Consider the following 19,695-nt stretch of genomic DNA (forward strand, 5'->3'; position numbering starts at 1 on the left):
TTCAGCGGTCAGCGGAAGACCAGCTCGTCCTCCTGCTCGGGGTTGAGCTCGATTTCGCCCTTTTCCGCCAGGTCGAGTGCAAGGTCGGTGATGACGCGACGCGCCTCCAGCACATCGCGCTGGTTCGACGGCTCGCCGATGGCGAGTTCGTGCTCGACGACGCGGCGGACGCGCGAGGCAACCGAGGACAGGATGAGTTCGCGGAAATGCTTGTCCGTGCCTTTCAGCGCGATAACGATGCGATCGGTCGGCACCTGGTCGAAGATCATGGTGCGCGCCTTCGGGGTCAAATTGACCACGTCGTCGAAGGTGAACAGCAGTTCCTTCAGAACTTCGGCCGACTTCGGACGCTTCTCCGACAAGCTCTTCAGCATGTCTTCGATATGGCCGCGCTCCATCTTGTTGATGATGTCCGCGACGCGCGCGTAGGTGTCGGCGCCGAGGTTGCGGGCGAAATTGAGCGTCAGGTCCTCGTGCAAGGTCTTCTCGAGGACTTTCATGGCGTCGTCGACGATCGGCTTGAGGCTGAGGACGCGCCGCATCAGCTCATTGCGCAGGCTCGACGGCAGCTGGCTCATCACCTTGGCGGCGCAGGACGGCTTGACCTTGGACAGGATCAGCGCCGCGGTTTGCGGATGCTCCTTGGAGAGGTACGTCGCCAGCGAGTTTTCCGACACCGACGAGACGCGGTCCCACACCGACCGGCTCGAATTGCCGAGCAGGTCCGACATGATTGCCGAGACCTGGTCGGCCGGCAGCACGTCGCCCAGCACGGCTTCGAGACCGCCGATGGTGCCGAGAATGTTGGCGCCCATCGAGAACTGCTGAGCGAACTCCTCGACGATCGACTCGAGCTCCTGCGCGGTGATCGGCCGCAGCTCGGCCGCGGCCTTGGTGACGATGCGGATATCCTGCGGCTCGAACTGCGAGAGCACGCTCGCGGCCGCCTGCCGGCCCATGGCCAGCAGGAGTGCCGCGACCTTTTCCGTTCCGCCTAGCGTGGCAACGCCTCGCTGCTTGATAGGAGCGACGCCGACCTGTGCCGCCATGATCAGGTATCACCCTGCCCCAGCGGTCCGACGATCTCTGTGAGCGAGACGCCGAAGCGGGAATTGTCCTCTTCGACGACGACCACTTCGCCGCGGGCAACGACGCGGCCATTGACCACGACGTCGACGGGCTCGCCGACGCGGTGATCGAGTGGAACCACCGCGCCGCGGCCGAGCTTCATCAGGTTCGCGACCGGAATGGTCGCTGATCCCAGCACCACCTGCATCGTGACGGGAATGCGCAGGATGGCATCGACATTGGCGAATTTGCCGGTTTCCTCCGCCGTGCGCGCGGCGATCTCCGCCAGCCGCTCCAGCGGAGACGCATCGGTCTCTCCCGATGCCGATGCAGACTCATAGTCGAAAGATTGCGCCATTTGGTATCGCCTCTTGGTATTTCCGCTCCCGGAGCGCCGCGACGGTCCGATCGCACGTGTTCTGCAAGTCCCGAATTCAATGCTTGTTCGCCTCGGCGCCGCTCACGGTTGAGGCCGGTTGGAGCCCGCTCCGCGCGTCGAGCGCCGCAATCGCCTCGTGGGCCTGATCTATCTTCGTGCTCAGCACATTGGCGAGCCGGCCGAGATTTGCAGTGGAATCATGCGCGGCGGTGATGACGGTGTCGAAGGCGCCCGCCGTCTCGTGGACGATGGTCGAGAACTCGCCCTGGTAACTGCGCAGCCGCGCCAATTCGCGGTGCATCCGGGTCACCCTCATGCTGGTGAACGCCAGCGCGATCAGCAGCACGGCATCAACGAGATAGGATATCATCGACGAACTCCCGCTTCTGATCGACGGGATCCGCCACCTGCATGGCGTAATAGCCATCGAGCTGGCCGATCTGACACCAGAACAGCACCTGGTTGTTGCTCTCGAGCCGGGCCAGCGTGCGTGGCGTGGCCTCGAGCTCCAGAACCTGCCCCACCTTGAATTGCACGACGTCCTCGAGGGAAATCATCTTCTCGTCGAGCACCGCGCTCAGCGTCACTTCGGTACGGTGAACCTCGCTCTCCATCTGCTCGCGCCAGCGCGGATCAGCCGCGCGGCCGTCGCTGACGACGACGTGGGCGAGCTTCTGCCTGAGCGGATTGAGCGCGGAGTGCGGAATGATCAGGAACATCTGGCCGCCGCGATAGAGCGCCTGCACCATCATGTTCGCGCAGATCGACATATTGCTGGCGCGCCCAATCGCGAGCGACGCCATCGCCGTCTCGACTCGCTCGACACGGAAGGTGACATTGGAGGTGCCGGCGAAGGCGCCCTGCAGCGCCTTGGCGAACCGCTCAAACAGTGCCTGGACCAGCCGGATCTCGATGTTCGAGAAGGTGCGTTCGACGTCGAGCGGCGGTTCGGCGCCGTCGGAGCCGAACATCGCCTCGACCATGGTGAATACGAAGTCGCGATCCAGCATGATGATGACGCGCGAGTCCCACTGCTCGGCATAGAGCACGGCGGCAACCGCGTTGCCCTCATAGTCCTTGATGATGTCGCCGAGCGGGTCGTTGGTGATGCCGTTGACGGAGAAGTAGCACGGCGTTCCGGCCATCGGCTGCAGGCTGTCGGTGCACGACGCCGCCATGCGATCGAAGATCACATTGAGCATCGGCATGCGTTCGATCGATATGCCGGCGGCGTCCAGCAGGTAGTTCGGCAACTGCTTCCGCTGATCGACGTCGAGGTCTTCCGTCATCATGCGCGGGCAGCCTTCGGTTCAGTCTCGGTCGCGACGGCCTTGGGACCTGCAATCGTCTCGTTCTCGACCACGTCGATCGACGGCCGCTCGCCACTCGCGATCATCTTGCGACCGTGCTCGACTGCGATCTGCGGCATGGCGCCGTTCATGAACGCCAGCAGCGTCTGCTTGACGATGATATAGGGCCGGCAGCGCTTCTCTCGCGTCATCTTGATCTTGATCGCGAAGGGCGAGAGGACGCCGTAGGACAGGAAGATGCCGGCGAAGGTGCCGACGAGCGCCGCGCCGATGAAGCCGCCAAGGAGCTTCGGCGACTGGTCGAGCGCGCCCATGGCCTTGATGACGCCGAGCACGGCGGCGACGATGCCGAGCGCCGGCAGCGCCTCGGACACGACCACCATCGAATTGTAGGGCGCCAGCTTGGCCTTCACGATGGTGTGGATCTCTTCGTCCATCAGCGCTTCAATCTCGTGCGTGCGCGCATTGCCCATGATGATGAGGCGGACATAGTCGCAGATGAACTGCAGCAACGGCGGATCACCGAGGACGCTCGGGAACGCCTTGAAGATCTCCGAGGACGCGGGATCGTCGATATGCGCCTCGACCTCGTTGCGGCCCTTGCCCCGGAGCTCCCGCATCAGGGCATGGAGCGCCCCGAGCAGATCGAGGTAATAGCGCTCGCTCGGCACCGCGCCGGTGATGGCCTGCATGCAGGCCACGCCGGTATCAACGACCGTTTTCCACGGATTGGCGACGATGAAGGTGCCGATCGCGGTGCCCAGGATGATCACGAATTCCCACGGCTGCATGAGCACGGCCAGATGCCCGCCCATGGCGGCAAATCCGCCGAGCAGTGCCGCTACCGTGATGAAAATCCCCACGAAACTGAGCAACGCGCCACTCCATCGCCGATCCCATCGGGAATATCTAGTCGGCGACGCTTGCGCGAGGCTGGCTTCGTGGTCGCCAGCCCCGCGCAAGCAATTGGCGGCAGCTTGAGACGAAGTCGCAACGGCGGCCAGAGGGGCGCGTGCCATGCTATCCACGATCGCGGACTACACCAGACTGACCAAGGACATGGGTAAATCGCTGACGCAGGTCGCGGCCCAGCCGGACGTCAGCCGCGACACCGATTATTTTCTCAGCCATATCGGCAATGTGAAGACGATCGACGACTTCCTGAAGGACTATCGCCTCTACTCCTACGCGATGAAGGCCTTTGGTCTCAGCGACATGACCTATGCCAAGGCGTTCATGCGCAAGGTGCTGACCGAGGGTGTCTCCGACTCCAAGAGCTTCGCCAACAAGCTGACCGACACCCGCTACCGGCAGTTCGCCGCCGCCTTCAATTTCGCCGCCCTCGGCGACAAAGCGACCCAGACCGCCGCCGCCACGACCGGTACGGCGACCCAATACGTCACGCAGACGATGGAGGAGAAGGCCGGCGACCAGAACGAGGGTCTGCGGCTGGCGCTCTATTTCACCCGCAAGGCCTCCACCATCAGCACCTCCTACCAGATCCTCGCCGACAAGGCGATGACGCAGGTGGTCCAGACCGCGCTTGGCCTGCCGTCGACCATCAGCGCGGCAAACATCGACGCCCAGGCCAAGTTGATCACGAGCAAGATCGACCTCACCGATTTCCAGGACCCGGCCAAGGTCACCAAGTTCGTGCAGCGCTTCGCCGCGATGTGGGATGCGACCCAGGCCCAGAACGACATCAACAATGGCAACTCGACCAACTCCGCGCTGGTCCTGATCGGCGGCGCGTCGTCGATGGCCGGCCTGGATACCGACATGCTCGCGAAGCTTCAGTCCATCCGGTTCGGAAAGTAAGTCATGCAATCGGCCCTCTATGTGGGATTGTCGGCGCAGGTCGCCCTCGAAAAGCGCCTCCAGACGATCGCCAACAACGTCGCCAACGTCAACACGGCGGCTTTCCGCACCGACGTCGTAAAGTTCGAGACCGTGCTGTCGAAGGCCGGCGCGAACCCGGTCGCCTTCTCCTCGCCCGGCGACAACATCATCTCGCGCGAGATGGGCAGCATCACCGAGAGCGGCAACCCGCTCGACGTCGCCGTGGTCGGACAGGGCTGGATCGCCTTCGCCGGCCCGAACGGCACGGTCTATACGCGGGACGGCCGCCTCCAGCTCGCCCCCAACGGCGACCTTCAGACCGTGTCCGGCTTCCCCGTGATCGATGCCGGCGGCGCGCAGATCACGCTCGACCCGAACGGCGGACCGATCGCGATCGCCCGCAGCGGCGCGATCACCCAGGACAACAACGAGATCGGCTCCATCGGCCTGTTCAACATTCCCGCCGATGCCAATCTCGAGCGCTACGGCAATTCCGGCGTCACGCCGGACCGGCCCGCGACCGCCATCGCCGATTTCTCCCGCGACGGCTTCAAGCAGGGCTATGTCGAGGGCTCCAGCGCCAATCCGATGATGGAATTGACCAAGCTGATCGCGGCTTCGCGCGCCTTCGACGGCACCAATTCGATGATCGAGGGCACCGAGAGCTCGCTCCAGAACGCAATCCGGACGCTGGGCGAGCCGGGCAAATAGACTGCGCTACATGCGCATTGAGGGTGGACGGTTTCCTTGAACGCTCTTCGGCAACTCGAGTGGGCGCTGCTGGAGCTTCAGCAGAGCACTCCCCTGGCCAGCGTCAGCGGCGCGATCTCCGAGATCGCTCCGACGCATTTCCGCGTCTCCGGCCTGTCGCGCTTCGTCAGGCTTGGTGAATTGATCGGCGTCAACTCCGGCGGCAAGCCCCAGATCGGCGAGGTGGTGCGGATCGACAGCGAGGGCATCATCGCCAAGCCGTTCGACCGGCAGTTCGCCGGCGGCCTCGGCTCGGTCGCCTACCGGATGCCGCCACTGTCCTTCGCGCCCGATCCGAGCTGGAAGGGCCGCGTCATCAACGCGCTCGGCGCGCCGCTCGACGGACAAGGTCCCCTCACCCCGGGATCGCGCACCGTCTCGGCGGAAGCCGAGGCGCCGGCGGCCATGAAGCGGGCGCGCGTCCACAAGCCGCTGCACACCGGCGTGCGCGTCATCGACCTGTTCGCCCCGATCTGCGCCGGCCAGCGCGTCGGCATCTTTGCCGGCTCCGGTGTCGGCAAATCGACGCTGCTGGCGATGCTGGCCCGCAGCCAGGGCTTTGACACCGTCGTGCTGGCGCTCGTCGGCGAACGCGGCCGCGAGGTGCGCGAATTCATCGAGGACGTGCTCGGCGCCAACCGCAGCCGCGCCATCACCATCGTATCGACGGGAGATGAAAGCCCGATGATGCGGCGGCTGGCACCGAAGACCGCCATGGCGGTCGCCGAATATTTCCGCGACCGGGGCGAATCGGTCCTGCTGGTGGTCGATTCGATCACCCGTTTTGCCCATGCCGCCCGCGAGGTCGCCCTCGCCGCCGGAGAGCCTGCGGTCGCACGCGGTTACGCACCGACGGTCTTCACCGACCTGCCCCGCCTGCTGGAGCGCGCCGGCCCCGGCGAGGAGGGATCCGGGACGATAACAGGCATTTTCTCCGTGCTGGTCGACGGCGACGATCACAACGAGCCGATCGCCGACACCATCCGCAGCACCCTCGACGGCCACATCGTGCTCTCCAGGCACATCGCCGACCAGGCGCGCTATCCCGCCGTCGACGTTCTGGCCTCGGTCTCCCGCCTCGCCCACAACGTCTGGGACCCCGAGGAGCGCGAATTGGTGAGCAAGCTGCGCACCATGATCGCCAAATACGAGGACACGCGCGATCTTCGCCTGATGGGCGGATATCAGACGGGGCGTGATTCGGGTCTCGACCAGGCCGTCGACATGGTTCCGAAGATCTACAGCGCCATGCGGCAGGACGCCTCGGCAGGGCCGAGCGCCGATCCATTCCGCGAGCTGCGAGACATGCTCAAGGGCGACTAGCCGGGCGCGGCCGGCGCGCCCGTCGTCGTCGTCCTGCTCATTATCGCGACAGTCGATCACGCATACCGCTGCGCCTCCGGCGCATGCGCACCCGTCGCCGACTGCCGCTTTCCGTCGCGCGCTAGCATCGGCCGTTCGGTGGAGATCGCGCCGCCGAGGCGAAAGCGATCCGGCGAACCCGTCTCGCTGTCATTATCACAACAACCGCTGCGTGCAATCCCTACGAGTTCCATTGCCGATTCTGTGACGGATCGCGCAAGTTGTGGATGACGCGCCGCTGCGCGTCACCGTCATGCACAAGCTTCCATCAATTTGCATCAACGGCGGACAGCAACAGGCGTGCAATCAAACCGTCGCACATTTGCGTGCAAGTAGCTTGTTACACTGCGTATTACGATCACCATCATGTGTCCTGACGAACGAGATTGTCTTGAACGTTACAATCGCTTCGAGCGACAGCCAGTCTTCGGGAGCGTCTCTACTTGATTTTGTTGAGAAGCTCATTCATCGTTTCGATGGAATACAAGAAACGTCTGCGTGTGACTTGAACTTCAGGGGCTACGGTTGAACAATACCGATCCATCGTCCGGCTGTGACGGCAACTCGGGCTTTCGTTCGACGACGCCACGATTGGCACACCATCATCGACACAGCTTCTCGCGCCGTATCTCGCAGGGTCCATCTGTCGAGTTCGGCGGCAGAACAGTCCGTGCTTTCGCGCGAGAGCCTGGCTCTGCGCATGTGTCGGATGTTGTGGTTGGTACGGCTTCTCGCGAAGGACTGGTGCGCAACGACGGAAGGCGGCTCCGGGGCGCCGCAGACGTGATATCCGGGGCAAGGTAGGAATTTATGCCGTTGGCACGCGAGGCCGTCGAGCTGCTGGTTCAGGCGGCCAGAGCCTGGTATTTCGAAGGCAATCAGCACGGGTTGCGCGACCGGGAATGGATGGCGCTGCGCTTTCTTCACCGCGCCAACAGGTTCTCGCGCACGCCGTCCGCGCTGGCCGGCTTCATCGGCGCGACCCGGGCCACGGCATCGCAGATCGTGAAGACGCTGGAAGCCAAGTCCTTCCTGGTGCGAAAGCCGTCGCACGAGGACAAGCGGTCCGTCGTGCTGCACGTCACCGCGCAAGGCGAGAAATGCCTGAGCCAGCACGACCCGATCAATCACGTGGTGAACGCGGTCACGTCTCTCGGCACCGACGAATGCGTCAGGCTGCGCGACTCGCTGCGCGAGATCCTCAATCATCTCGACGCGGCCCATCAGCGGCTCGATGCCAGCATCTGCCGCGACTGCATGTTTCTCGCCGAACGCAGTCCCGGCACGGGCAAGGGACGCGCGAGCGCCGAATTCATGTGCCGGCTGTACCGCGCCCCGGTTTCCCTCGAGGAGACCGAGCTCCTCTGCACCAGCTTCGAGCGCACCCGCGACCGCCCGAAGATCGAGGGGCATCTCGACCGCGCGCGCATGGCGAGCCAGGGATGAGGCGGGAGTTCGCGACGTGATGGAACGCGCAAGTTTCGGGCGGATGCGATCGCCGGCGCTTGCGTAAAGTTTCTCAGCGGTATCGTTCTTTGAAACACTCGTTTCCTCCGGTCTCCCGGATGCGCTGACCAGGCACGGGAACATAGTGGCGCACACTCCCTCCGCAACGTTATTGCGAGCGCAGCAAAGCAATGACGGAGTAGGAGGCATCGCCGTCGTCCTCCAGGTACCACTGTCATTCCCCGCGACCCGGCTACGCCAAGGCTTCGCCGGGGCTGAGGTCCAGGGCCGCCGAAGCTTTAGCGTAGGCGGCAAGCGGGGAATCCAGTACGCCGCGGCCTCTCGGCTCAATCACAGCCGTCTCTGGAATGCTGGATCGTCCGGTCAAGCCGGGCGACGACAGCGAGTGCCTGGTCGCAGACGCACCATCGCCTTCTCGCGGCGCATCTCGCCCGAGCTTTGCTTGATCTCTCCACCCTCGAAGCCAAGAGGGCGCAGGGAAGGCCGGGTGCTGACCTCGCACCCGCGGTCCGCTGCGCGAAAGGTAGCGCAAGGAAACCGCACAGCAGCATACAGGTGGTGCCAATCACTCGGCCTTCCCTGCGCGATGGTTGGACGGCTTATGCCGTGCTCTCCCGGGAGCCGAGTTCCTTCTGGCCTCCCTCACGCTTGCGAAAGTCACCGACACCGCGCCGGTTGACGCGACTGCCGCATTCGCAAAGCACTTGACCGTAGCAACGACGGCCAGGACCACACGTCTATATTTTGGTATTCGGTGAAACACGCCGAAACTAAGAAAAGCCTATAAAACAAGCGCTTTTCGACTACCCTGATGCGGGCCGTTTCAGCGGGCTTCACCAAAATAAGGGCCCGGCCCTAAGCCTTTCAGCGTCCGCACGACAAACTGAAAGCCCCAAGGCCGAGCCCTTTGGTCCCAAGCCTTAGGAGCCGAAACCACATGGATAGTAACATCACCCCCTCCCCCGCCGGCAAGCGGGGCCGCAATAGCAGCGCCATTCTGACCGACCGCATGTGCGAGAAACGCGTTGCCAAACGGACTAAGCTCTACGACCGTAAGTGCCCTGGCCTGTACGTCAGCATCACCACGGCCGGGGTGGCGACCTTCTCGTTCAAGTTCACCGACCGGGAGACCGGCAAGCAACGCACCGGGTGGCTTGGCGTCTACAATGCCGAGACCTTCACGGTCGAGGATGCCCGCAGCAAGGTCTACGGCCTCAAGGCCATGGGCGGCGAGGCGCTCGCCGAGACCTTCCGCGACCAGAAGACCGCGACGGCCAAGCGCGGCAAGACCGTCGCCGAGATCATCGACGAGCGAATCACCTGGATGAAGACGCCGGTCAAGAAGCCGGACGGCGAGATGCGGCCCCGGCTGGAGGCGTGGGAGAACACGGCAAGCCACCTCAACCGCCTCATCCGCCCCCGCCTCGGCAAGAAGCTCGCTATGGAGGTCACCAAGCACGACATCGCGACGCTGTCGAACGATATCGTCGCGGGCAAGTTCGGCAAGCCCTCGGTGAGCAACGCACGGCACATGCGTAAGGCGGCCTCGGGCCTGTTCAACTGGGCAGCGGAGGCGGGCCGCGACTATGTGACGGCTAGCCCCTGCGTCAACCTGCCCAAGCTGGACCCCGAGCATCCACGCACAAGGGTCCTGTCCGAGGATGAAATCAGGACGTTCTGGCACGGCTTGGACCGCAACGACCTCCCCTATGACCGTCGGACGCGGCTCGCTCTCAAGTTCGAGCTGGTCACCATGCTGCGGTCACGCGAATTGCTTGGCGCGCGCCGGGACGAGCTTTTCGACCTCGCGGGCGACTACCCTCGCTTCGACGTGCCCCTCAAGCGGGTCAAGAAGCGCCGGGTGATCCAGCAGCCCCTCTCCGGTCTCGCGGTCGAGATCATCAAGGAAGCCTTGCGGGGATCGAACAAGCAATACGTCTTCGCCTCCCCTCTCGGCGATAAGCCGCTGCATCGGAAGGCGATGGCGGACGCGCTGCGCGGCGACAAGCGCAAGGGCAAGATGAGGACGCGCACTGCTCGGCCTCAAGCCGTTCACGCCGCACGACCTGCGTCGGACGGCGGCGACCTTGGCCGGCGACCTCGGCTTCGATGATGCGTGGATCGCGAAATGTCTCGACCACGCCGCGAGCAAGAAGGCCGAGGTCGTCGTGCCGACCGTCACCGGCAAGGTCTACAACCATTCCAAGCGGATGAAGGAGAAGCGCGCGGTGCTGGAGGGCGTCGCGGCGGAACTGCGGCGGATCATCGGCACCCAGCAGCTTGCGACGCAAGCGGAGACCGGATTACGGCTTCCTCGCCTGATCGCCTAGCAGGCCATGTGGGAGCCCGATCCAACGCTTTAATCGGGCTTCGCCCCCGACTACTCTCGTCGGCGGCCGCTCATACTCGAGAAAGATTTCTTCAGTGGAGCGAGCCGCGGCGGCCAGTAACAAATTCCTTTGGCGGATGATCCTCTGACTGATCATCTAATTGAGCGCTTAACCGCTCCAATCGTTGCTCTAGCTGCTCATTGACAAGCATCAATGCCATAAGCGCGCCACGCACGTCACCGTCACAATCGGCGACGATCTCGTCGATCACTAATTCGTACTGATCAAGAAGAGAGCGGGTGTGTGAGCGTGACATGCGAACAACATACAAGCAGAAATTGCTGCTGGAGGATTAATTGCGCAGCATCATCCCCGCTGTTCACAGGGGGGCGGGCTTGCGTCGGATCGCGTCTAGATTTGAAGTTCGGCGGCAGATTTACCGCGCTGCACATCAATTGCCGTGCAGACGTCCGAGACATTAAGCTAGTCGGTCGGGGGTAAAGATGTTTGAAATCTATTTCAATCATAAACGTGATTTTCTGGTCTTAAGCAAAGGCTCTCCGATCCCGGCATTTGGTTCATCGAGCAAATGGCGGAAGAGCAAAAGAAGAGTTTCTAGGGTCAGCGACGAGATTAGGTTGGCCGTTCAGAGACAAGGCTATTACGTTCGGAGGTTGCGGGATACCAAGGCGCGGATGAGCTAAGTCTGAACACAAACGGCGCCATCAATACTTTCTCACCGCGCTGTCGAGGCTTGCGATATCTGGATGCGCGCGCCTTGGGACGAGGCGAAGGCGCTGCAGCGGCCGTTGCCGGATCACGGTTTAATTGTGATGTGGGAGGCCGCACGTGAGCCAGTCACGTTGAGGTTGGCAGGCTCACCCGCCTGTCCGATTGTTGCCTCAGCCCTCCATCAATCCCCAAAGTACGATCAAGTAATAGACCACAACCGCGACGACAACGTTGATCGCAACTATTAGCAAAACATCGTTAGGTAAGATCGGTTTTCGTCCAGCCATCGCGGCGATCCTAGCCGGGCTGAGACACCCTGACCGCTCACAAATGATGGCCGATGCACGTTCCTCCGCTACTGTTGCGTTAACGCCGCAGATGGTTCCATCCTATGAATATAAGCCTGATCGCGGCGATCATCTGCTGTAGCTTGCCAAGCGGCTACGGCAAAGTAGGCAGTGAGCGCCAGAGCAATCGCGACAAAGACAGAATTGAACTGGGTCATCGATCAGCCTCTCCTTCTCCACAGAGAAGCACCTTCGATTTGAGTGCGCACTATTGAAAGCTGCAAATATAGAAGTTTGCGCGCGCAATCCACAAAGAAGAGATTAACGATCGTATGGTCGTCGGCCCGCCTAGAGGAACACCTCAATACTGAGGTCGCAAAAGCAACTCCGGCCGTGTAACGCGGCTCACTGCGGCCAATCCTTGTAAAGAGTGATGCCGATCATGACCAGCGAGCCGATTGCGACCACCACCGGGCAGATAAACGGCAACCCTTCCAGCACGCCAACAACGACCGCCCGGACGCGAAGAGTTCTCTTCATATGCGCAAAGCGCCGGCCTGCCGCACCCATCGGATATCTCCGGTTCGCCCCCAGCAGCAGCGGCCTCACTCTCCAGCGCGAAGCGATGTTCGGCTATTGCCTATTCGGATGTATCCCTAGATCAAGGTGAAGGAACCCTTGCAAGTCTCGCGTCCGCATTGCTCTCAGAGGGCGACGTTGAAGCCGACATTGCTGCACGCCGGCTTTGGGCCACTTGCGGACTCACGCACTGCAACGAAAATCATCCTTCGTCGATCACCTCATTGGTCCCAGCGAGTGCTTACTTTCTCGCGCGGCATAGCGATGAGTGCTCAACAGCGCGTCGTTAATCACGTCCGTCCCGTAACTTAAGGTCCTCCGTAAATTCACAGTGGGCGGCCCGGTACGGGCTGGCGGCCGTCACAGGCTGATGAGCAACCAACCGTGATCAAAGGGCTGCTCTATAGAGTTGGTACGACCCCGCCATCAATTCGTAAGTCCGCTCCGGTGATGTAACTGGCAATCGAACTGCACAAGAAGACGACGGCGTGCGCGACCTCCTCAACGCGACCAATTCTGCCAAGGGGAACCTGTGAAACTTTCAAAAAAACCCGCTCAATCTCTTCCCATGAAGCGCCGCTGGCAACCCAGCCGTTCGTAGTTGCCATCTGACGAAGTACTTTTTCCAGCTTCGGCGTGAGAATCATGCCGGGGGAAACCGTATTGACCGTCACTCCCGATGCCCCGAGCGCTTTGGTCAAGGACTGGCTGAGATTGTTGATCGCGGCCTTGCTTGCTGCGTAGTCCGGGCCCGTAGGCTGAGGCATCACACCAGCCACGCTCGAGACATTGACAATTCTGCCCCAGCCAGACTGCCGCATCGGCGGCAGAAGATGATTGATCATTCTAACAGCAACCAGAACGTTCCGATCGTAAGACTCGGCCCAAGCGCGTATTTGCGTCTCCTCCCAGAACAGCCTATCGCCTGGTCCACCTGCGTTGTTAACGAGGATATCGATACCGCCTAGCTGCTTGATCGCGCTGTTAGCGACGTTACGCGCTTCGTCTTCGACCGTGAGGTCTCCGAGAACAACGGCAGTTCTGCCGCCATGAGCCTCGATTTCCGCCGCAACGGCGAATGTACGTTCCGGTTGGCGTCCGTGGATCGCAACAGCAACACCCTCTGCAGCAAGGGCTCGCGCGATCGCCTCTCCCAAGCCGATGCTGCTACCCGTGACTAACGCACGCTTTCCTCGCAATCGCAAATCCATAGCGGAAGATCATCTCCATGTTGTCCGTTGTCCAAGGATGGCGGCGATCACGCCCTCGTCCGGCTTCGCACATGCTTTCCCTCTCCAATAGATGGACTGCTTATCTGCCGGATTCCCGCTGCCGATAGGTACCGCCTAAATTGGGCCGGCTGCGCTACCGCACGATTTCAGTCTCGGAAAACGTGGCTGCGTTTGTAGCCGGCCGAACAAGCTCTTGGTGAAAATGAAACGAAGCGCGGCTTTCCGCTGAGGTACGAAATGGGGCATTCGCGTCTATTTTGGCATTTCCGCAGCATACCCGTCTGGGTAATCTCGGAACTGCGGATTGTCCCCCGGCTTGGCCAGTAGCAGCGCCTCGTTGCCGAGTGCGACCTGCCCGCACGGTGATTCCGCTGGACTCCATCGCCGCAAGTCGCGTCGAGATTGAGCCGATGCGGCTCGCCGCGCAGCGCTGGTTCAGCCGGTGATCTGCGCGCCGTTCAATCCGGACCCTCTGGCCCCGGTAGCGGTTGCTTCTTCTGATCTTTCTTGGTGTCAGCAATCGACTTAAGCTGTTCAAGGACGTCTGGTTCGCGCTTCCCGAGCGACGGACCATTCCTCAAATAACAATTCTGTCAGTTCAATGAGAAGCTGCGCCTCATTTCAACGGCGCCCAGCAGCGTTGCTCTAAAGGCATACTTCCGAAAGAGCCCATAATTGAGCGGTGTTTTCGTCCTCATATTGGGCCGTTGGTGCTCACAAGGGTCATAATAGTTTCCACACGGTTTTGCCGCACGCACGGCTCGCCTGTTCGCCGCCTAATGTTCCGGCCTTGTCGACGTTGCAGGAATATTGCCGGCGGGACGACCTGATCGTGCCGCTCATCTGGCAGCAAGCCTCGGGCTAACAGAGAATACATGCCCTGCCTGCACTCTCCCCCCCAACACTGCCCGCGTTCACCGCAAGCCCCGCTCGCGAGATGACGACACGAGATCGACGCTCAAGGATAAGCCGGGGTGGGTGACTGGTGCGACGAGCCATGCATAACAGATAGTCGCCGTGTTCATTTCCGCCAGAGTGAAATGCAGACGGCATATGTGAGCGCCTATCTCTCCACGCAACTCGCGCCCGGCCCGGGCGACGCGGCAAACAGAACTCGCGTTAGCGCCTTCTCAATTATCGTCATTCGATATTAGGCAGCCCAGTTTTCCTGAGAAGGGCAAGTAGGCCTCTCCTCTTTGAATGACCGCTTCCAGTAACTTTGAGGGCTACAACGTGCACACTTCAATGTGACCTCGGACTAACTCGGTGCAGGCGGGCTTACCGTCTCGTTTCATTTTTCTCTCATGACCGCGTCATGACTTTCGGCATCACGTCATATACCGAGAGCCCGGGCCCAGCCGTGTCACCGCGCTACGTTACCACGGCCGACGCCTGCAGATCAGTTGAAGAAAGGGACCTCCGATGCACATTCAGATCGTTACCTTCAATCTCGAGAATGCAACCCAACAGGACTATCTCGCCCTGAGTCACGAATTGGCGCTAACATTCGCTGAAATTCCGGGTCTGCAGACCAAGTACTGGCTCGCCGATCCGGCCGCTAATACCTATGGCGGCGTCTATATCTGGACCAATCGTGCCGCGATGGACGCTTACAGGGCCGGAGAAGTGGCAGCCTTCGTGGCCGCGCATCCAAACTTGACAAACATCACGAGCAAGGACTTCGGCATCCTCGAAGCGCCCACGCGACTGACCCGCGGGCTTCCGGCGATCCAGGCGTCATAAGCATTTCCAGAAAGGGCACGCCGCCCTTTCCGCAGAAGCGTGGCAAACCCAGCAAATCGAGCCGTTCAGGTTCAGTGAAGCTGAACGGCTCCCATATCCTCCGAGGGCAGGTTGACGCTCGAATATCATCAGCAAAGCAACTTGAGTCTCTCGACGACTCTCAGATCGAAGCAAGATGTCCGAGTTTATACGTCACTTGAAAAACCTGGTCCGGTGTGACGACGAAGCCGCCTCGATAGATCGCCCGGCAGCACGACCGACTGCCGGAGGGCCTGATGTTCAACCTATCTGTTCTCAGAGCCTTTCGTTTCCTGTTGCAGCGCCTCCGGCAAATTTCGGCTTCGTGATCCTTCAAGATCTGAAACCTTGATCGGATCGGAGCAACATTCTTCAAGATCGAATGCTTTGATGAGATCAGATCAATCACTAGCGAGAGTAAATGACAGATGAGAGATGGTGCTTCTTATGTCTCTGGCACCATTGGAGGCGCTCGTAGCATGACCGGAACTTTGCGCAAGACGGGTCACATTATTGTGGTCGATGATGACGAGGAGCTTCGACACATGATGACCAGTTACTTCGAGGAACGAGATATCCCGGTGAGCGCCGCTTCCAACCGAGCTGAACTTAATCGTCACTTCGCAAGAGCGCACCCCAGTTTGGTCATTCTTGACCTGCGGCTTGGCGACGACGACGGCCTCGATCTCCTGCGGGAACTTCGCTCCCATTCGGATGTGCCAGTCATCATCATGACCGGTCATCGCCTCGATGAGAGCGATTGCGTCGTCGGTCTTGAACTCGGTGCGGACGATTACGTTGTCAAACCCTTCAGCCTGAGAGAATTACTTGCGCGGGTCCGAGCCATTTTGCGGCGACAAGAAATAGGCCGCGTCGCAAGAGTCCGCCATCCGGAACGCGGTGGATACAGATTCGACGGCTGGCGACTTGAACGTCGCGACCGACGGCTCTTAGATCCCGAGGGATTACCGGTCGCGTTGAGCAAGGGTGAATATGCCTTGCTTTTGGCCTTTCTCGAGGCACCACAACGTTCTCTCACGCGCGATCATCTGCTTCAAGCAACGCGACTCCACGAAGACATCTTTGATCGTAGCATCGACGTCCAGGTCTTGCGGCTGCGGCGCAAACTGGAGCGCGATCCGCGAACGTCGCGCGCGATCAAGACCGTGCGTGGCGTCGGCTACGAATTCACCCTCCCGGCAGAACCATATTGAAGGTCTGAGCGACCGCGGTGCCGGACTTTCTCGGTGAATACCGTTCTCGCGCGGCCACAGATCGCTGGCATCGGCGGATTGTCCGCAGCGGGTGCATTGCGCCATGCTTTAATCGGGGCGCCGTGGACCATGTCCGTTACCCGGGATTTGACCTCCTGCAGCCCCCGGGCACGGCACATCGTGCAGCGGATCGAAGAAGCTAACGCGACCGCCTACCGGCTCGCCAAGACCGCTAATCGTTCGAGCCGGGGGCAGCGCAAGTGCGCTGCCATCTCCTGATGCATGTCGGTAGGAGAGAAATGCCACGTGACGCGCATTGAGATCTTTTGATGAACCGATGCTTTTTCGAAACTGGGGAAGTCATCCCTATGCAGCTAATCTTGCCGTCGTCTGAATCGATAGCCAAAGCCGCTGACAGACTCGATGTAGGATGAGCGCGCCCCCAGCTTTTTGCGCAACAGCCGAACGACCGCATCCACAACATTGCTGCTGCCGTCGTAGTCTGCTCCCCAGATTTTATCGAGCAGCGTGTCGCGGGTAATCGCTGTTCCGGGACGCTCGATCAGCAATTGCATCACCGCGAACTCCCGCCGCGTCAGCGGTACGCGCTCCCCACCAAACACCAGCTCGCGTGCATCGGCATCAAGGAGCTGATCGTCTTCAATGCCGAGCTCGGTCGCCACCAGACCTGCGAGCCAGCCGTCCACCGATTGCTGCCCAAAATCGAGCATCGCGGTGTGATACACCTTACCGTCAAGGGTGGCGCCGGCGTCCTCAAGCACACGAAATCCAAGCCCGGCAGCAATCGGCCCATATGTCACGATGTCGACCACCGGGATATAGATGCGACGCAGATGCGGCCGCATCTCCATGTACGAACGTTTCATGTCGAGCCACACGGCACCCTGCTCCGATGACGGCGCCTCACCATTGGCGGCACCCAGCCAACGAAGGCAGAACAGGACGCGCTCGCCTGGCGCAACGGGAATGCGCCGAAGGTGCGCGAGCCATGATCCGACGACCGGATCAGCCTCCGCGCTCGCAACGTCGCAAACGAAGCTCGACGGCTCGAATAGCACATAGAAGCCGGTGAGCGTGCCCTGCTGATCGCGCACGACACGAAAGGCCCGTGGCGCACGTCGCCACCATCCGAGCAGCCAGGCCGCGGCCTCATCGCCTTCATGACGAGCCACGATCGTTTCGATGGCAGGTCCGTCAGCCGGACTGGCCGTCTCCACCGCGAGAAGGTGCGTATTGGGCGGGAAGAACGCGTCACGCGTCACCGGGTTTTCGATGATGTAGAGCATGTCGGCGGTGTACCGCCACACCTCCGATGCCCCGGCGTTGCGAAATTCCGCGCGCAACCGCCGCCAGGCGGCACGACGGTGCTCTCGGTACGTGGTGGGATCCGCCGCTTTCAGGGCGGCGGCAATCGTCTGCTGCATGGTGTCGTGTATGTGCAGCCCCTCGCGGGTCATCGCCACAAAAGGAAGAGCACGCAGCCGCTCATACGCATCCTGTGGCGGAGCGTCTGGCAGCATTGCGCTCAGCAAGGACAGCGTCGTGCGCCGCACGACCGATGCTGCATTGAGCACCCGCCGGGTGAACGAGTCGCCGATCTCCGCAACATAGAGCTGCGTCAACTCCTCCACGACGCGCGGTAACACCGCCGATTCAAGGTCGACCATACGGCGTTTGCCGCAGACTGCGGCGGCGGCCAGCTTCAGAGCCAGCGGATGGCCTCGCGTTAACCGCAAGATATGCCGCGCATCGGCGGAGGACACCTGAGACCGCTCGAGCAGATCGAGGGCGTCGCCATCATTTAACGTGTCGAGTTCAAGCATGACGGTAAGGTCGTGCCAGCCCGGCGCCGTCGACCAGCCGGCCACTATTGGATCGCGCCCGCAGAGTACGATCCGCACATTGTCGCTTAAAGACGGGACGAACACCTGTCGTAGCCAGGAGTCCATCAAACGAAAACGCTCGTAGGTGTCGAGCATGAGAATGACACGCCGACCGAGCAGCTCGAGGGCATGCGCGGCGTTGTCAGGGTTCCGTAAATCAGTTCCGACCGCAGCGCCCAGTTCGCTCAGGAACCCTCGCTCAGTCGGCTCAAGCACTCGGCAATCGAGGTGGACAACCACTGCGCCGAGCTGTTGCGCGCGTGCCGCGAAGGCCGTGAGCAATGTTGATTTGCCGATGCCTCCAATCCCGTACACGCCCGCGATCACGGGACCGTCGTCGACCAAGAGACGCTCCAGGAGCTTCAGTTCGTACTCTCGGCCGAGACAATCGGCCGGGACGCGTGTCGCAACGATGTCGCCGATTCGGCTTGCCATTCCGGTTACAACTTAACTCTCATGCCAGAGCGCCCATCCAAGTTATCTTTGCCGATGAACTACCGGATAGAACTGCGGCGTGATCTTATCTCGAGCGACGCACTCACTTTCACCGTGAACTCGCTGACTGTTTTTCTCGGCGAGTTCCGTTATCAGTCCCTAGTTGAGTAAGGGAGACGCCATGAACCCGCCGCATCCAGCGTGTTAGGTGACTCTGATCGGCGAAACCAGTACAGAGTGCGACTTGAGCCAATGCATATTGACCACTGCGTATAAGCTCAATCGCACGGCGAAGTCGCAGATGGACAATGTAGCGGTGCGGCGCGATGCCCACGGTTCGGGTGAACATGCGAGTGAAGTAGAACGGACTGCGTCCCGCTATCTGTGCGAGGGTGGCGACCTCGATAGCCTCGTCGAGATGAGACATCACGTACTCGCGGATGCGCCCAAGCACGTCTTTGCCCAGCACGCCGCGGATCGCGTTTTTCAATGGCGAACTGTGACGGGCTACCAAACTGTCGAGGAAGCCGCTCGCAACCTCATCCCAGAACAGCGGTCCACTCGAGTACTCCCCCGCGCTCTCGAGTGCTAAGGTGCGCGCAAGATCGAATAGCGCATGGTCATATCCCAACAAGAAATCGCTCAGTTGCGCTCCGGGGGCTGATGCCTCGGCTGCTACCAGCGCGAGCTGGCCGGGGTCGATCGCGACGAGAATGAGGTCGGCATTTCCCACCGCGTCACCGCTGCTGTCGCTTCCTGCAGGGGTGATGGCCAGCGTTCCGGTTCGTGGTACGTGGTCCACAGCTTGACCAGCCATCCGGCATTCATAACGCACCTGCGGCGATGTCGGGAACCAAATCAGGTGCTTTGTGGGGGTCGCGCTGAAGGACAAACCGCCTTGGCACCCTACCCTGAAAACGGCGACGCCGCTCTCGCCCGGAGGCGTGCCGGCGGCAACTGTTCTTGGCAAGCCGCCATCTTGCCGGGTCATCTGCAGACCTTCGGGACCTGTCATATTTCCAATCCGTTGTGAGTTTGCGGACCGC

19 protein-coding genes are annotated in these 19,695 nt (G+C 61.3%); 8 read left to right on the forward strand and 11 right to left on the reverse strand.

What is annotated here, in order from left to right; translation table 11 throughout:
- Positions 1 to 8: 8 nt before the first annotated feature.
- From AB7245_RS36765 to motA, 5 genes are all read right to left on the reverse strand, one after another.
- Positions 9 to 1,049 (reverse strand): flagellar motor switch protein FliG, encoded by a 1,041-nt coding sequence (locus AB7245_RS36765; RefSeq protein ID WP_014492656.1) that lies wholly within the window; start codon positions 1,047 to 1,049, stop codon positions 9 to 11.
- A 2-nt stretch (positions 1,050 to 1,051) separates the two neighbouring features.
- A complete protein-coding gene (fliN, locus tag AB7245_RS36770; protein ID WP_063981297.1) occupies positions 1,052 to 1,426 on the reverse strand; it encodes a flagellar motor switch protein FliN in 375 nt (124 codons plus the stop codon).
- A gap of 76 nt (positions 1,427 to 1,502) precedes the next feature.
- Entirely contained in the window at positions 1,503 to 1,817 is a 315-nt protein-coding gene (locus tag AB7245_RS36775) for a hypothetical protein (protein ID WP_063981296.1), read from the reverse strand.
- A complete protein-coding gene (locus AB7245_RS36780) occupies positions 1,798 to 2,739 on the reverse strand; it encodes a flagellar motor switch protein FliM (protein WP_028153460.1) in 942 nt (313 codons plus the stop codon). The genes AB7245_RS36775 and AB7245_RS36780 overlap by 20 nt, the downstream gene beginning before the upstream one ends.
- Complete coding sequence (gene motA / locus AB7245_RS36785) at positions 2,736 to 3,632, reverse strand: flagellar motor stator protein MotA (protein WP_085405312.1); 897 nt, start codon at positions 3,630 to 3,632, stop codon at positions 2,736 to 2,738. The genes AB7245_RS36780 and motA overlap by 4 nt, the downstream gene beginning before the upstream one ends.
- Before the next feature lie 142 nt (positions 3,633 to 3,774).
- On the opposite strand from motA, the gene AB7245_RS36790 reads away from it, so the two are divergent.
- The 6 genes from AB7245_RS36790 to AB7245_RS36815 all read left to right on the forward strand — a co-directional run bounded on the left by AB7245_RS36790 (position 3,775) and on the right by AB7245_RS36815 (position 10,505).
- Positions 3,775 to 4,575: a DUF1217 domain-containing protein gene (locus AB7245_RS36790; RefSeq protein WP_085405313.1), complete on the forward strand. Its 801-nt coding sequence runs from the start codon at positions 3,775 to 3,777 to the stop codon at positions 4,573 to 4,575.
- Between the two features lie 3 nt (positions 4,576 to 4,578).
- Positions 4,579 to 5,307 (forward strand): flagellar basal-body rod protein FlgF, encoded by a 729-nt coding sequence (gene flgF / locus AB7245_RS36795; protein ID WP_071909949.1) that lies wholly within the window; start codon positions 4,579 to 4,581, stop codon positions 5,305 to 5,307.
- A 36-nt stretch (positions 5,308 to 5,343) separates the two neighbouring features.
- Positions 5,344 to 6,669 (forward strand): flagellar protein export ATPase FliI, encoded by a 1,326-nt coding sequence (gene fliI, locus AB7245_RS36800; protein ID WP_063981292.1) that lies wholly within the window; start codon positions 5,344 to 5,346, stop codon positions 6,667 to 6,669.
- 849 nt (positions 6,670 to 7,518) lie between these two features.
- Entirely contained in the window at positions 7,519 to 8,154 is a 636-nt protein-coding gene (locus AB7245_RS36805) for a MarR family winged helix-turn-helix transcriptional regulator (protein ID WP_028153455.1), read from the forward strand.
- 958 nt (positions 8,155 to 9,112) lie between these two features.
- Positions 9,113 to 10,288, forward strand: coding sequence for an integrase arm-type DNA-binding domain-containing protein (locus tag AB7245_RS36810; RefSeq protein ID WP_439035526.1), 1,176 nt, complete (start codon positions 9,113 to 9,115; stop codon positions 10,286 to 10,288).
- Positions 10,263 to 10,505 carry a hypothetical protein gene (locus AB7245_RS36815; protein WP_439035527.1) on the forward strand — a complete coding sequence of 81 codons (243 nt, stop codon included), beginning with the start codon at positions 10,263 to 10,265 and terminating at the stop codon, positions 10,503 to 10,505. The genes AB7245_RS36810 and AB7245_RS36815 overlap by 26 nt, the downstream gene beginning before the upstream one ends.
- 91 nt (positions 10,506 to 10,596) lie before the next feature.
- Here the strand turns inward: AB7245_RS36815 and AB7245_RS36820 are convergent, their stop codons facing one another.
- The 4 genes from AB7245_RS36820 to AB7245_RS36835 form a co-directional block, all read right to left on the reverse strand.
- On the reverse strand, positions 10,597 to 10,821 hold the full coding sequence (locus AB7245_RS36820) for a hypothetical protein (RefSeq protein ID WP_049832042.1): 225 nt from the start codon (positions 10,819 to 10,821) through the stop codon (positions 10,597 to 10,599).
- 771 nt (positions 10,822 to 11,592) lie between these two features.
- Positions 11,593 to 11,742 carry a hypothetical protein gene (locus AB7245_RS36825; protein WP_187387940.1) on the reverse strand — a complete coding sequence of 50 codons (150 nt, stop codon included), beginning with the start codon at positions 11,740 to 11,742 and terminating at the stop codon, positions 11,593 to 11,595.
- Positions 11,743 to 11,929: 187 nt separating this feature from the next.
- Positions 11,930 to 12,094: a hypothetical protein gene (locus tag AB7245_RS36830; protein WP_187387939.1), complete on the reverse strand. Its 165-nt coding sequence runs from the start codon at positions 12,092 to 12,094 to the stop codon at positions 11,930 to 11,932.
- Positions 12,095 to 12,504: 410 nt separating this feature from the next.
- Complete coding sequence (locus AB7245_RS36835) at positions 12,505 to 13,314, reverse strand: SDR family NAD(P)-dependent oxidoreductase (protein ID WP_063981288.1); 810 nt, start codon at positions 13,312 to 13,314, stop codon at positions 12,505 to 12,507.
- A 1,443-nt stretch (positions 13,315 to 14,757) separates the two neighbouring features.
- On the opposite strand from AB7245_RS36835, the gene AB7245_RS36840 reads away from it, so the two are divergent.
- A complete protein-coding gene (locus AB7245_RS36840; protein ID WP_063981287.1) occupies positions 14,758 to 15,078 on the forward strand; it encodes a YdhR family protein in 321 nt (106 codons plus the stop codon).
- 497 nt (positions 15,079 to 15,575) lie between these two features.
- A complete protein-coding gene (locus AB7245_RS36845; RefSeq protein WP_063981286.1) occupies positions 15,576 to 16,310 on the forward strand; it encodes a response regulator in 735 nt (244 codons plus the stop codon).
- Between the two features lie 374 nt (positions 16,311 to 16,684).
- Here AB7245_RS36845 and AB7245_RS36850 read toward each other — a convergent pair whose 3' ends face one another.
- Complete coding sequence (locus AB7245_RS36850; protein WP_439035528.1) at positions 16,685 to 18,559, reverse strand: winged helix-turn-helix domain-containing protein; 1,875 nt, start codon at positions 18,557 to 18,559, stop codon at positions 16,685 to 16,687.
- Between the two features lie 199 nt (positions 18,560 to 18,758).
- A complete protein-coding gene (locus tag AB7245_RS36855) occupies positions 18,759 to 19,664 on the reverse strand; it encodes a helix-turn-helix domain-containing protein (RefSeq protein ID WP_084794980.1) in 906 nt (301 codons plus the stop codon).
- Positions 19,665 to 19,695: the final 31 nt, after the last annotated feature.

The sequence above is a fragment of the Bradyrhizobium sp. 604_D8_N2_3 genome (assembly GCF_051810765.1).
Taxonomy (GTDB): Bacteria; Pseudomonadota; Alphaproteobacteria; order Rhizobiales; family Xanthobacteraceae; genus Bradyrhizobium; species Bradyrhizobium barranii.